The organism is Endozoicomonas sp. ALD068 (assembly GCF_049310145.1).
In the GTDB taxonomy this organism is placed as follows: Bacteria; Pseudomonadota; Gammaproteobacteria; order Pseudomonadales; family Endozoicomonadaceae; genus Endozoicomonas_A.
Genome location: NZ_JBLYNU010000004.1, coordinates 5,084,698 through 5,099,817, shown reverse-complemented (window position 1 = coordinate 5,099,817; position 15,120 = coordinate 5,084,698). Strand labels below are relative to the sequence as shown.

At 49.7% G+C, this 15,120-nt stretch carries 7 protein-coding genes, 2 tRNA genes and 2 rRNA genes; all 11 read left to right on the top strand.

Translation table 11 applies throughout. The features are described from left to right. The first annotated feature begins 76 nt into the window (after positions 1-76). The 11 genes from ACO6V5_RS18670 (at position 77) to ACO6V5_RS18620 (ending at position 15,082) form a co-directional block, all read left to right on the top strand. Positions 77-991: a LysR substrate-binding domain-containing protein gene (locus ACO6V5_RS18670; RefSeq protein WP_422412415.1), complete on the top strand. Its 915-nt coding sequence runs from the start codon at positions 77-79 to the stop codon at positions 989-991. 31 nt (positions 992-1,022) lie between these two features. Beyond that, entirely contained in the window at positions 1,023-3,107 is a 2,085-nt protein-coding gene (recG, locus tag ACO6V5_RS18665) for an ATP-dependent DNA helicase RecG (protein WP_422412417.1), read from the top strand. A gap of 162 nt (positions 3,108-3,269) precedes the next feature. Then, on the top strand, positions 3,270-4,313 hold the full coding sequence (locus ACO6V5_RS18660; RefSeq protein WP_422412419.1) for a hypothetical protein: 1,044 nt from the start codon (positions 3,270-3,272) through the stop codon (positions 4,311-4,313). Positions 4,314-4,678: 365 nt separating this feature from the next. Next, positions 4,679-5,497, top strand: a complete 819-nt coding sequence (locus ACO6V5_RS18655) for an HPr family phosphocarrier protein (RefSeq protein WP_422442060.1) — start codon at positions 4,679-4,681, stop codon at positions 5,495-5,497. 322 nt (positions 5,498-5,819) lie between these two features. Then, positions 5,820-6,305, top strand: a complete 486-nt coding sequence (locus ACO6V5_RS18650; RefSeq protein ID WP_422413931.1) for a glutathione peroxidase — start codon at positions 5,820-5,822, stop codon at positions 6,303-6,305. Between the two features lie 105 nt (positions 6,306-6,410). Further along, positions 6,411-6,869: an RDD family protein gene (locus ACO6V5_RS18645; protein ID WP_422136281.1), complete on the top strand. Its 459-nt coding sequence runs from the start codon at positions 6,411-6,413 to the stop codon at positions 6,867-6,869. 372 nt (positions 6,870-7,241) lie between these two features. Next, complete coding sequence (locus ACO6V5_RS18640) at positions 7,242-8,768, top strand: SulP family inorganic anion transporter (RefSeq protein ID WP_422136282.1); 1,527 nt, start codon at positions 7,242-7,244, stop codon at positions 8,766-8,768. Positions 8,769-9,408: 640 nt separating this feature from the next. Continuing rightward, positions 9,409-10,964, top strand: a 16S ribosomal RNA gene (locus ACO6V5_RS18635). A 152-nt stretch (positions 10,965-11,116) separates the two neighbouring features. Then, positions 11,117-11,193 (top strand) — tRNA-Ile (locus tag ACO6V5_RS18630). Between the two features lie 17 nt (positions 11,194-11,210). Then, positions 11,211-11,286, top strand: a tRNA-Ala gene (locus tag ACO6V5_RS18625). A 329-nt stretch (positions 11,287-11,615) separates the two neighbouring features. Beyond that, positions 11,616-15,082 (top strand): 23S ribosomal RNA (locus ACO6V5_RS18620). Together the 16S and 23S rRNA genes with 2 tRNA genes alongside form the textbook arrangement of a ribosomal RNA operon. Positions 15,083-15,120: the final 38 nt, after the last annotated feature.

The window sequence follows — 15,120 nt, the reverse complement described above, 5'->3', positions numbered from 1 at the left end:
GCCAAAGGAATAGTTTGAAAAAAAAACTGTTTAAATTTACAGTGTTCTGGTATTTTCCTGGCAGGCGCCTATCATTATGACTCTCACAGAATTGCGCTATATTGTGACTCTTGCTCAGGAGCAGCACTTTGGTCGTGCTGCTGCCAAATGCCATGTCAGCCAGCCTACGCTCAGTGTGGGAGTGAAAAAGCTGGAAGATGAGCTCGGGCTGGCACTTTTCGAACGATCGCGAAATTCGGTACGGGTGACCCCGATGGGGGAAAAGGTGATCAGTCAGGCCCGGAAAGTTCTGGAAGAAGTGTCGGGCATCAAACAGATTGCCACAGCCGGGCGCGATCAGTTGAGCACTCCCCTGAGAGTGGGGGCTATATACACCATCGGGCCTTATCTGTTTCCACACCTTGTGCCTCAGTTGGCACAGGTGGCGCCTAAAATGCCTCTGTATATAGAAGAAAACTTTACTGCGGTGTTGCGAAAAAAACTGAGAATGGGCGAGCTGGACGCTATTATCATCGCATTGCCGTTTACTGAGCCTGATGTATTGACCCTGCCTTTATATGACGATCCTTTCAGGGTTTTATTGCCAGCCGGGCATCCCTGGCTGTCGAAGCAGGATATAGATCCCGCAGAGCTGGTGAACGAAGAGTTACTGCTCCTTGGTGAAGGCCACTGTTTCCGGGATCAGGTTATGGAGGCCTGTCCGCTACTGGCTCAGAAAAACGATGCCGGTGATGATGGAAGCGGCATCGAGGCCTCTTCTCTGGAAACCATCCGCCATATGGTGGCTTCCGGAATGGGCATTAGTGTGCTGCCTGAATCGGCCCTGGTCGGCAGCCACTATGCGCCCGATGTATTGTCGTCAAAGCCTTTTCGCTCGCCATCACCCAGTCGGACGGTCGCTTTGGCCTGGCGTGCCAGTTTTCCGAGACCCAAGGCAATAGATGCATTGTCCAGTGCTCTCAGGCTATGCTCTGTAACGGAAGCGAAATGAATAAAAAGTAATAGCAGTTTATTGAGGTGATATGGTGAAGCCCCTGCATGAGATTCCTGTGACAGCGCTGAAAGGTGTTGGGGCTGCACTTGCCGACAAGTTGGCAAAAATCCATATTCACAACCTGCAGGATCTGCTTTTTCACCTGCCCCTGAGATACGAGGATCGTACCCGCATTACACCTATTGCCGCTATTCATCCGGAAGGGGATTATGTCATTCAGGGCTCTGTTGTAGCGTCTGATGTTTTGATGGGGAAACGCCAGAGTCTGCTTTGCCGCATCAGTGATGGCACCGGTTCTGTGGGATTGCGGTTCTATCATTTCTCAAGCGCACAGAAGAATAGCCTCAAACCGGGTACTGAGGTTCGTTGTTTTGGTCAGCCCCGAAGAGGAGCCAGCGGTCTTGAGATTTATCACCCTGAATACTGGGTCATCAAACCGGATAATGATCTGGATGTTGAGGAAACCCTGACGCCTGTCTATCCGGCGACTGAAGGGCTTAACCAGCAGAGAATTCGGAGCCTTTGTGTACAGGCGCTGGAAAAACTCGATCATCCTGATGCGCTTCAGGAGTGGCTGCCTGAAAATGTCAGATGGCAGTACCAGCTTGGCGCGCTGGTGGATGCGGTGGAGTTCCTGCACTCGCCTCCCCCCGATGTTTCTCTTGAACTGCTTTCTGAAGGTCGCCATCCGGCGCAAATACGACTGGCTTTTGAAGAACTTCTGGCTCACAACCTGAGTATGCAGAAGCTGCGTAGCCTGATCCGAACAGTAAAAAGTTATGCAATATCACCCAGGCAGACGCTAACCCGTGATTTTCGTGAGCAGCTACCATTTTCCCTGACGGGAGCTCAGGAAAAAGTACTGGCGGAAATCAGTGAGGATATGATGAAGCCTGATCCCATGTTGAGACTGGTTCAGGGCGACGTGGGTTCAGGTAAAACGGTGGTGGCTGCCCTGGCGGCAGTTCAGGCGGTCGAGAACGATTATCAGGCTGCTGTTATGGCTCCCACGGAAATACTCGCTGAGCAGCACGAAAAAAACTTTAAAGAGTGGCTGAAGCCTCTGGGGGTTTCTGTCGCCTATTTGTCAGGAAAAACCAAAGGGAAGAAGCGTCAGCAGGTTCTGGAAGAGATTGCCCGGGGCGATGCGGCTGTGGTTGTGGGCACTCATGCCCTTTTTCAGGAAGACGTGCAATTCAAGAAGCTGGGTCTGGCTATTATTGATGAGCAACATCGTTTTGGTGTGCATCAGAGAATGGCGCTGCGAAAAAAGGGTGAGTTGAACGGTGGGCAACCTCATCAGCTGATTATGACCGCAACGCCTATTCCCCGAACGCTGGCTATGAGTGCCTACGCTGATCTGGATTGTTCCGTTATCGATGAATTACCTCCGGGCAGAACACCGGTTAATACGGTCGTGATTGGCGATGACCGACGTGATCAGGTGATAGAGCGACTGCGCTCAGCCTGTCTGGAGGGACGTCAGGCTTATTGGGTCTGTACCTTGATTGAAGAATCAGAAGCCTTGCAGTGCCAGGCAGCTGAGGTGACGGCTGAACAGTTACGTGAGGCATTGCCTGAGCTTTCTATAGGACTGGTTCATGGTCGAATGAAAGCGGCTGAAAAGCTTGAAGTGATGGATGCTTTCAAATCCGGACACATGCATCTGTTGGTGGCCACTACAGTTATCGAAGTAGGAGTAGATGTACCCAATGCCAGCCTGATGATTATTGAAAACCCGGAGCGTCTGGGTCTGGCTCAATTGCATCAGCTAAGAGGTCGTGTCGGTCGGGGCAGCATAGCAAGCCACTGTCTTCTGATGTATCACGCCCCGCTTTCGCAGCAAAGTAGAGAGCGTTTGCAAGTCATGCGCGACTCCAGCGATGGTTTTGTCATTGCTGAAAAAGACCTGGAATTACGTGGACCGGGTGAAGTGCTCGGTACCCGACAGACCGGGCTTGCCCAGTTCAAGGTAGCCGATCTTGAACGGGATGCCATTTTGCTGGATCAGGTCAGGGATGCAGCCCAGAGTGTCTTGAAAGAGGCACCACAAAACGCAGAGCCATTGATCCTGCGCTGGCTGGGTCATGCTGAGAAGTACGCCAATGTCTGAAGCCAAGTGAAATCGGTGCTTATCATTTATAAAAAAATTATGGTTTCACATTCCTTTCTTTGAATTTCTCGTGTGACTAATTTGCATTCAGGCAGAGATCGACTAGTCTCAGCCAGTGGCATTGACCTCAAGAGTATGTAATTAACTGTGAGGATTCTAGTCATGAATCTGTTAAGAGTCTCCTGCCTGAGCTTGGCTCTGGCCTTTTCTGTTCCTGCCGCCCTGGCCTCTCCTTTAGCGGCTCCTCTTGATCACGAGATTCCTCCTGAGGACAAGGCTCCTCCGGCTTCGAAGGATACGACAGAGTCGAGTTACCAGTTTTCTTGTGGGGATGCGAAAGGTATTTGCGGCGAGGAGTATTGTCAAAGTGATACGTATTTACCTGGTGCACTCAAAATTGTCACACCGTTTCACAAGAGGTCTAGCACTGACAGCCACAGCCAATTCTATAATTTGGCCAGCATGCTGCTGCGAGGCGATCATGATGGTGAACTTGAACGCTTTTGCGTAGATGAGTCGCTGTTGAAAAAACCCGGGGCGGGCTTCGACATTGATCAGCTGGAAGGAGAAAGCTTTTGGGGTATTCTCAAACTAGAGCAACTGGCAACAGGACAGCTTTTCTACGTGCCGCTCGAAACACAGGGGTTGCTCGTAACCGACAAGGGTGATTATAAGGCAGATGAGAAGGCAGCTGACGAGGTAATCTCTTACAAGTACAAGCTGGAGATATCAAATGCTGGCCCCTATCTCCAGGATCCTCACCTCCAAGAGCAGTATGGGCTTGCTGTCATGAACTGGATGTTGTTCAGTTGGCTGGTTGACCGATACATTCAAGATTCCGTATTCTTTGGACTCTCAGAAGATAATAGACTGGATTTTACCCTCCCCACACTGAACGCCAATTTTTTGGAGAATGGCAGCCCCGACGTCGAACTCAATTTGACCTCCGACAATCGTTATGGGGTAGGTGTTGTCTACAATGCCGTCATTGCTGGCACACTTGCTTTGCCTAACGGGGATGTGGTGGAGGATCTGAGATTAGAATCAAAAGCGATCCGCTTTCCCAGTTACGGGGTCGATCACTTCAGGATGAACAAGCGTAATCCCAAAGGCGTCAGTTTTGTTCCCTCTCGTGATTCTCAGTCAAAGGGGCGCTCAGGTCACTTTAAGGTGATAGATCTTGAGTTGATGCCGAAGAAAAAGTGAAACAGCTTGAATGAATCGGGCTTGTGACGATTTCTGATTGATAGCATGGCAAATAAATGGGGAAGCTCCCGTTTTGTGAGCTGGATTCAAAACCTCGTTTCTGATGATTGTTACTTTGCTCCTGCTTACCATGATGGCTGGTGGCAATCAGCTGATGATTGAAAATTCAGGGCAGCATCAGTGCCGGGAGATATCATGATCAAATGGTTTTTTCCGGCACTGGTTGTCGTCTGGTTTTGGAATTACAGGATTTCTTCACCGGACAAAAAGATTGTCACTAAGATACGCTAATGTCTGAAGCCTGGTCGTCGCTGGTGACGGAGTTCAGCTAATATTCCAGACTCTGCCGTAACGATCTGGCTCATATGTTAACACTGAACTTATCCAATATTTTCCTGAATCAGTCTGCTGAAAATAAGCTGGAGGTAATAGAGCTAGTCGGCCAGAAAATGGTTGAGGCCGGATATACCACTGAAGCTTACACGGTTGGTTTAAAAATGCGTGAAGCCATTTCCTCCACGTTCCTTGGAAATGGTATTGCTGTCCCCCATGGTACGCCGAACACTCGTGATGCTGTCATCAAAACCGGCGTGGTCATTCTCCAGTTTCCTCGCGGCGTTGACTGGGGTGACGGTGAAAAGGTCTTCATGGCTGTTGGCATAGCAGCCTGCTCCAATGAACATCTGCAGATTTTGAGAGGGCTGACACGAATGCTCGGTAACGACGAGCTATGCAGCACTCTGGCAAAAACAGAAAACCCCCAGGACGTTATTGATGCTATTAATTCTCCGCCCAGAGTGCCTGAGCTGATTTCTGAAGAACGGGTTCGTAGACGTGTTGATTCTAACTCTCCATTTGCATTGAAAGCTACGGCGTCAAGAGGGAGTGTCTGGCCTGCACCGGAAAAGGAAGTGCTTAGCCGGGCGTTCACTATTTTTAATCCGAATGGAATGCATGCCCGTCCTGGTAAGGTCTTTGTATCCACTATCAAGCCTTTTGAGTGCCGGATAGACGTTAGAAACCCTGATAAAAGTGGCGCATTTATTAACGGCAAAAGCCTGATGAAACTATTGAGTCTCGGGATTACCAGAGGCACCACCATAGAAGTCAAAGCCTCTGGTCCGGATGCTCAGGAAGCCATGGATGCACTGGAGCAGGCGATCAACGAAGGGCTGGCAGAATAATCGTGACCGTGGGCGCCTTGTATTTTTCAAAAAAACAAAAATTAACTTGCAAAAGGGCAGGTTAGGTATAGAATGAGAATCATTCTCATTGACAAGAAGAAAGGAGTCGCCTATCGAAACTAGACTTTTTGACCTGATTAACTGGTAAACAGCTACCAGTGACTCGCATATCCTCATCGTTTTGGCGGCTCGTCCCAAGCCGCCTTTTTTTATTCCCGTTCCGTGACTCTATCTGATACTAAAGCTCTGCTAATTTTATTTTTTTCATCCAATTTGGAAAAAATGAGGTATAACCTTCTTAAACCAGATAAGGATAGACTTAATGGATGTTCTGAGATACGAAATGCCACTGTTAAACGGAGATATTCAGTCTATGGCTGAATATAAAGGCAAGGTAGTGTTGATTGTTAATACTGCAAGTCAGTGTGGTTTTACTCCTCAGTTCAAAGGATTGGAAGAACTGCACAAGAAGTATCAAGGGCAGGGGCTGGTGGTGTTGGGTTTTCCCTGTAACCAGTTTGGCAAACAGGAGCCCGGTGACAGTAGTGAAATCGGTGCTTTTTGTGAAAAAAATTATGGCGTCACATTTCCTGTCTTTGAAAAAGTAGAAGTGAATGGCGACGGTGCTGCTAATCTCTACAAGGATCTGAAGCAAGTAGCGCCCGGTTTGATGGGGACTAAAAATATTAAGTGGAACTTCACCAAGTTTCTTTTGAATCGTCAGGGTGAAGTGGTTGCGCGATATGCACCCACAACCAAGCCTCAGGAACTGGAGTCATCCATTAAAGATCTGCTTTCACAGGGTTGAGATAGCATTCGGAAGGTTCCGCAGTCCTTCCGGCAGACTAAGAATTTGTCTGGGTTTGCCGACTCTACCGCTAATGACAGATGACTGTAAACCAGGAGACTGATAATGTCTGAGCTCGATTTAAATCCTCAAAGATCAGACAACTTTGAATATGCTGGATTTCTCGACCGATTCTGGGCAACGTTGATCGATACACTGGTTCTGATCATCATTACTCTACCGCTTGCCATGATGATTGACGGTAACCAGATGACAATGAAAGATTCAAAGCAGCTCCTGGATCCGGTCGATATCATGATCAACTGGTTATTTCCGGCGATGGCGGTTGTCTTGTTCTGGCATTACAAGAGCGCTACACCGGGCAAAATGCTTATTACCATGAAAGTCGTTGATGAAAAGACCGGCCTTGCTCCAAGCCTGTCTCAGTCTATCATTCGCTACCTGGCTTACTTTATCTCAATTTTACCCCTGTTTTTGGGTTTTTTCTGGATCGTAGTGGATAAAAAAAGGCAAGGATGGCATGACAAAATTGCCGGCACTGTTGTCATAAAATTCAGGAAATAAACCATTGCATTCAGAAAGCCTGTAGCTGATGCTTCTGAGCGAGTTAAGAGAATGAACGACAGGATTCTGATTCTATCATTGACAACAATCGAACGGGTCAGGAACCGTCATTTTCAAGACTATCTGGTCGTTGTCTTCTGCCAGTCTCTTCTTTAGAATTCACGTAATGTTTCTCCCTGAAAATTAACTCTTTGCCTCTGTTTATCAAACAGAGCAGTGTTCCTTTTATTGGGCATAGAGCTATTTAAAACGGTTTTCTATCCGACAAACCCATATCGGCTCGTATAATTAAAAACTAATCTTTCGCCACCCACCTGCCTGTTTGAATCGGAGGCAATGTTGTTCGATCTTAAAGCTAGTAAGGTAGCTACCATGAAAAATGACCTGTTGTCAGGTCTGACGGTAGCACTGGCATTGGTGCCCGAAGCGGTAGCTTTTGCATTTGTTGCGGGTGTTGAACCACTAGTGGGTCTCTACGCTGCGTTTATGGTAGGTCTTATCACAGCTGCAATCGGTGGTCGTCCGGGCATGATTTCTGGTGCTACCGGTGCACTGGCTGTGGTTATGGTCAGTCTGGTGGCCGACCACGGTGTTCAGTATCTCTTTGCAACCGTTGTACTGATGGGGATTATTCAGGTTCTGGCAGGGGCGTTGAAGCTGGGTAAATTTATTCGCATGGTGCCCCACCCGGTGATGCTGGGCTTTGTTAACGGCCTGGCGATCGTTATTTTCCTGGCTCAGCTGGGTCAATTTGGTGTAGAGGGTGCGACAGGCTGGTTGTCTGGAACCTTTATGGAAGGCAGTGTTATCGATATAGCCTGGATGCAGGGAAGTGAGCTCGGCATGATGCTGGGACTGGTGGCTTTGACCATGGCCATTATTCACTTTTTGCCTAAACTGACGACGGCGATTCCTTCTTCTCTGGCAGCCATTCTTGTGGTTTCGCTGCTGGTCATTGGCCTTGATCTTGATACCCGAACCGTAGGTGATGTAGCAGGCATTGCCGGTGGATTACCTGAATTCAGTGTTCCCATGGTGCCATTGAGCATGGAGACTTTTCTGATTATTCTGCCCTACTCTCTGATCCTGGCGGCCATTGGTTTGATTGAATCTCTCTTAACCCTGCGTATGGTGGACGAAATTACTGAAACTCATGGCAGCTCGAACCGTGAATGCATGGGTCAGGGCGCAGCCAATATTGTGACCGGCTTTTTTGGCGGTATGGGCGGCTGTGCCATGATTGGCCAGAGTATGATCAATGTTAACTCCGGGGGGCGTGGACGCTTGTCGGGTATTTCTGCAGCGTTGTTCCTGCTGGCATTCATACTGGTGGCTTCCTCTCTGATTGAGCGAATCCCTGTTGCAGCCCTGATCGGTGTCATGTTCATTGTAGTGATTGGCACGTTTGAATGGAGTAGCTTTCGCATCATGCGCAAGGTGCCCGGCGGCGATGCCTTTGTTCTGGTGCTGGTATCGGTCGTGACGGTTCTGACCGATTTGGCTGTCGCAGTCATTATCGGTGTCATTGTTTCTGCCCTGATCTTCGCCTGGGAACACGCCAAGCACATTCGGATTGAGAAGAAAGAAGACCGTGAAGGCTCCAGTGTTTACAAAGTGCATGGACCTTTGTTCTTTGGCTCCACCACTCACTTTCTGGAACAGTTCTCACCAAAAGTCGACAACAATGATGTAGTGATCGATTTTGCCGATTCCCGAGTGTGCGATCACTCCGGACTGGAAGCCATTGATACCCTGGCAGAGCGTTATACCAAGGCAGGCAGAACTCTGCACCTGCTGCACCTGAGTCAGGATTGTCAGAAACTTCTGAAGAAAGCAGGCAACATGGTAGAAGTGAATGTCATTGAAGATCCAAAGTATTTTGTGGCCACCAATGCGTGATTGTTAAGCTGGTTTTTGATTCATCCTGAGAAAGTCGGCCCAGTTGCCGGTTTCTTACCTCTGGCAGAAGGGTAAAATAGCTGCGGCAAAAATAATCTTCTTAAGCATTAAGGGATAATACGTTAGTGCTTTGTCGCATGTTGAACCCCACATAAAATTCTGTATAGTTCGCCTCCTCGAACGGAGCAGGTCGCCACAGCAGCAGAACTGAATCGCCTGATAAAAAGTCAGGTTGACAACATCGGCTGACACGGTAGAATGCGCCGCCGCTGAACAGGAAAAACAACACTGATTAATCATAAGTGTTTGTCAGTTTAGCGGGTTGGAAAGCCGCTTTGACTCCTTGGCAAAGACAAGGCTTGACAACAAAAACGGTCGCGGTAAGATAGCGGCCTCGCTGAACAGCGCTGACCGCTGAATCAGCCGGTTAAAACCTTCTTGTTTTAATCCAGTTCTTTAACAAATTATCAGACAATTCGTGTGGGCGCTTGTGCGAATGGCATCGGTCAACAGAGCTTTGCTCTGAAATGATTTAAATGCTGATCAAGCAAGCGAACATACTCGTTAATTCTAACATGTACGTTTAATTGCAAAGATTGAGCAGTCAGCATGTTCTTCGGGGCAGCTGACAAAACGATTTAAACTGAAGAGTTTGATCATGGCTCAGATTGAACGCTGGCGGCAGGCCTAACACATGCAAGTCGAGCGGTAACAGAACTAGCTTGCTAGTTGCTGACGAGCGGCGGACGGGTGCGTAACACGTAGGAATCTGCCCGGTAGTGGGGGATAGCCCGGAGAAATCCGGATTAATACCGCATACGCCCTAAGGGGGAAAGCAGGGGACCCGTTTCTTTTATAAGGAGCGAACCTTGCGCTATCGGATGAGCCTGCGTCGGATTAGCTGGTTGGTGGGGTAAAGGCCTACCAAGGCGACGATCCGTAGCTGGTCTGAGAGGATGATCAGCCACACTGGGACTGAGACACGGCCCAGACTCCTACGGGAGGCAGCAGTGGGGAATATTGCACAATGGGCGCAAGCCTGATGCAGCCATGCCGCGTGTGTGAAGAAGGCCCTAGGGTTGTAAAGCACTTTCAGCGAGGAGGAAAGGTTCAAGGTTAATACCCTTGAGCTGTGACGTTACTCGCAGAAGAAGCACCGGCTAACTCCGTGCCAGCAGCCGCGGTAATACGGAGGGTGCGAGCGTTAATCGGAATTACTGGGCGTAAAGCGTGCGTAGGCGGCTTGTTAAGTTGGATGTGAAAGCCCCGGGCTCAACCTGGGAACGGCACCCAAAACTGGCAAGCTAGAGTGCGGAAGAGGAGTGTGGAATTTCCTGTGTAGCGGTGAAATGCGTAGATATAGGAAGGAACACCAGTGGCGAAGGCGACACTCTGGTCTGACACTGACGCTGAGGTACGAAAGCGTGGGGAGCAAACAGGATTAGATACCCTGGTAGTCCACGCCGTAAACGATGTCTACTAGTCGTCGGGGATCTTGCATTTCTGGTGACGCAGCTAACGCGATAAGTAGACCGCCTGGGGAGTACGGCCGCAAGGTTAAAACTCAAATGAATTGACGGGGGCCCGCACAAGCGGTGGAGCATGTGGTTTAATTCGAAGCAACGCGAAGAACCTTACCTGGCCTTGACATCCTGCGAACCTTTTAGAGATAGAGGGGTGCCTTCGGGAACGCAGTGACAGGTGCTGCATGGCTGTCGTCAGCTCGTGTCGTGAGATGTTGGGTTAAGTCCCGCAACGAGCGCAACCCTTATCCTCAGTTACCAGCACTTCGGGTGGGCACTCTGGGGAGACTGCCGGTGACAAACCGGAGGAAGGTGGGGACGACGTCAAGTCATCATGGCCCTTACGGCCAGGGCTACACACGTGCTACAATGGTGCATACAGACGGTTGCCAAGCCGCGAGGTGGAGCTAATCTGAGAAAGTGCATCGTAGTCCGGATTGGAGTCTGCAACTCGACTCCATGAAGTCGGAATCGCTAGTAATCGTGAATCAGAATGTCACGGTGAATACGTTCCCGGGCCTTGTACACACCGCCCGTCACACCATGGGAGTGGGTTGCTCCAGAAGTAGCTAGCTTAACCTTCGGGAGAGCGGTTACCACGGAGTGATTCATGACTGGGGTGAAGTCGTAACAAGGTAGCCCTAGGGGAACCTGGGGCTGGATCACCTCCTTAAACGAAGACCGACCTTCCATAAGCGTTCACACGAATTGTTTGATTATCAGTTGTCAGTTGACGGTGGTCAGTTGGCAGTTGTTAGTTTTGTTCTTTAAAAAAGTGTGTTTAATGAATCGGTTGTTTTGGCGGTGCGCTGAACCAGCAGGATTGGGTCTGTAGCTCAGTTGGTTAGAGCGCACCCCTGATAAGGGTGAGGTCGGCAGTTCGAGTCTGCCCAGACCCACCAATCATGATTCGGAATATGGGGCTATAGCTCAGCTGGGAGAGCGCCTGCTTTGCACGCAGGAGGTCAGCGGTTCGATCCCGCTTAGCTCCACCATTAATCCGAACGACTCATTCATTAAGCGTATTTTGCTTCATTGTCCCCTTCTTTAATAGAAAGCGGACAATGCGATCTTTAACAATGTGGAATCCAAACTTAAATTAAGCTGAGTTGATTTAAAAGACTTTGGTCTTTTAATGAAATTCTTGCTGAGACACTCTCAAGTGTAGGGCGTATCAGTGGCCGGTTGTCAGTTGACAGTTGCCGGTTACTGAAGATCGTTAAAGGTAGTTATTGCCTATAACCATCAGTTGCCACGAATCGACTGACCACTGGTCACCGACAACTGACAACTGAGATCTCGAAGAGATCGTTTTGGGTTATATGGTCAAGTGACTAAGCGTACACGGTGGATGCCTTGGCAGTCAGAGGCGATGAAGGACGTGGTAATCTGCGAAAAGTCTTGGGGAGCCGATAAACAGGCGTTGATCCAGGAATGTCCGAATGGGGAAACCCACTCACACAAGTGAGTATCCTTAACCTGAATACATAGGGTTTAGGAGGCGAACCCGGGGAACTGAAACATCTAAGTACCCGGAGGAAAAGAAATCAACCGAGATTCCCCCAGTAGCGGCGAGCGAACGGGGAGTAGCCCTTAAGCAATTTTTGGTTTAGCGGAACACTCTGGAAAGTGTGGCCATAGTGGGTGATAGCCCCGTACGCGAAAAGCCATTGATTGTGAAATCGAGTAGGACGGCACACGTGAAATGTTGTCTGAACATGGGGGGACCATCCTCCAAGGCTAAATACTCCTGACTGACCGATAGTGAACCAGTACCGTGAGGGAAAGGCGAAAAGAACCCCGTTGAGGGGAGTGAAATAGAACCTGAAACCGTGTACGTACAAGCAGTGGGAGTCAGTGGTCAGTTGTCAGTTGTCAGTTGCCAGTAGGCAAGCGACATCAGATGACTGATTACCAGGTCGTCAAGTTGGAAAATACGGGCAGATTTGCAGAGGTGTTGAAATTGACGCTGAACAAAACTGACCACCGACAACTGACAACTGGCCACTGATGACTGCGTACCTTTTGTATAATGGGTCAGCGACTTATTTTCTGTGGCAAGGTTAACCGTATAGGGAAGCCGTAGCGAAAGCGAGTCTTAACAGGGCGTCCAGTCGCAGTGAATAGACCCGAAACCGGGCGATCTATCCATGAGCAGGTTGAAGATCAGGTAACACTGATTGGAGGACCGAACCCACTGTCGTTGAAAAGCCAGGGGATGACTTGTGGATAGGAGTGAAAGGCTAATCAAGCCCGGAGATAGCTGGTTCTCCTCGAAAGCTATTTAGGTAGCGCCTCGTGTCTCACCATCGGGGGTAGAGCACTGTTTGGGCTAGGGGGCCATCCCGGCTTACCAACCCCATGCAAACTCCGAATACCGATGAGTGCAATCACGGGAGACACACGGCGGGTGCTAACGTCCGTCGTGGAAAGGGAAACAACCCAGACCGTCAGCTAAGGTCCCAAAGTAATAGTTAAGTGGGAAACGATGTGAGAAGGCCCAGACAGCCAGGAGGTTGGCTTAGAAGCAGCCACCCTTTAAAGAAAGCGTAATAGCTCACTGGTCGAGTCGGCTCGCGCGGAAGATGTAACGGGGCTCAAACTATTCACCGAAGCTACGGGGTTCAGTTGTCAGTTTACAGTTGTCAGTTGGCAGTATGAGAAGTAAGTATGCAGCGATTTGAAGATTTAGAAGTATTTCAACGGGCCTATAAGCTTTCTTTGAAAGTTCACAAGCTCTCGCTGGAATTTCCGAGAATTGAACAAATGCATGGACTTGCTGATCAGATGCGCAGAGCCAGTAAAGGAATCTGTGCAAATATTGCTGAAGGACATGGGAAACTGATCATCTCAAAAGCAGAGTTTCGAAGGTTCATATTGATGGCTATCGGATCATCTGACGAAATGAGAGTTTGGTTAAGGTACTGCCTTGATCTCAATTACATTGACGATCAGCAATGGCAAGACCTCAAAACCGAATACAACCAAGTCAGTAAGATGTTGGTTAGTTTGCACAAGAGTTTTAAATAACTCAGTTCAAACTGACAACCGACAACTGCAAACTGACAACTGAACCGGTAGAGGAGCGTTGTGTAAGCGGTTGAAGGTTCACCGGGAGGTGGGCTGGACGTATCACAAGTGCGAATGCTGACATGAGTAACGATAAAGGGAGTGAGAGGCTCCCTCGCCGGAAGACCAAGGGTTCCTGCGCAACGCTAATCGGCGCAGGGTGAGTCGGCCCCTAAGGTGAGGTCGAAAGACGTAATCGATGGGAAACAGGTTAATATTCCTGTACCCCTTTTGACTGCGATGGAGTGACGGAGAAGGCTAGGCCAGCAGGGCGATGGTTGTCCCTGTTTAAGGTCGTAGGCTGTGGACTCAGGCAAATCCGGGTTCACAAAGCCGAGAACTGATGACGAACCCACCAAGGTGGGGAAGTGGTTGATGCCAGGCTTCCAGGAAAACCTTCTAAGCATCAGGTCAAAAGGGACCGTACCCGAAACCGACACAGGTGGTCAGGTAGAGAATACCAAGGCGCTTGAGAGAACCTGGGTGAAGGAACTAGGCAAAATGGCACCGTAACTTCGGGAGAAGGTGCGCCCCTTTTGGTGATCGGACTTGCTCCGTAAGCTGAAGGGGGTCGAAGATACCAGGTGGCTGCGACTGTTTATTAAAAACACAGCACTGTGCTAACACGTAAGTGGACGTATACGGTGTGACGCCTGCCCGGTGCCGGAAGGTTAATTGATGCTGTTATCGCAAGAGAAGCGGTTGATCGAAGCCCCGGTAAACGGCGGCCGTAACTATAACGGTCCTAAGGTAGCGAAATTCCTTGTCGGGTAAGTTCCGACCTGCACGAATGGCGTAACGATGGCCACGCTGTCTCCACCCAGGACTCAGTGAAATTGAAATCGCTGTTAAGATGCAGTGTATCCGCGGCTAGACGGAAAGACCCCGTGAACCTTTACTACAGCTTCACAGTGGATCTTGATGTTGCTTGTGTAGGATAGGTGGGAGGCTTTGAAGTGTGGACGCCAGTCTGCATGGAGCCAACCTTGAAATACCACCCTGGCAATATTGAGGTTCTAACCCAGGTCCTTTAGCAGGATCGGGGACATTGTGTGGTGGGTAGTTTGACTGGGGCGGTCTCCTCCCAAAGAGTAACGGAGGAGCACGAAGGTTGGCTAAGCACGGTCGGACATCGTGCGGTTAGTGTAATGGTACAAGCCAGCTTGACTGCGAGAGGTACATCTCGAGCAGGTACGAAAGTAGGTCATAGTGATCCGGTGGTTCTGAATGGAAGGGCCATCGCTCAACGGATAAAAGGTACTCCGGGGATAACAGGCTGATACCGCCCAAGAGTTCACATCGACGGCGGTGTTTGGCACCTCGATGTCGGCTCATCACATCCTGGGGCTGAAGCCGGTCCCAAGGGTATGGCTGTTCGCCATTTAAAGTGGTACGCGAGCTGGGTTTAGAACGTCGTGAGACAGTTCGGTCCCTATCTGCCGTGGACGTTGGAAGTTTGAGGAGAGCTGCTCCTAGTACGAGAGGACCGGAGTGGACGAACCACTGGTGTTCGGGTTGTGTCGCCAGACGCATTGCCCGGTAGCTAAGTTCGGACGGGATAACCGCTGAAAGCATCTAAGCGGGAAGCCCCCTTCAAGATGAGACTTCCCTGGCCGCAAGGCCCATAAGAGACGTTAAAGACTATGACGTTGATAGGCGGGGTGTGTAAGCGTTGTGAGGCGTTGAGCTAACCCGTACTAATGACTCGAGAGGCTTGACCATATAACGCCAAAGCGATTTGCGCAGCGAAGCTGCCAGCA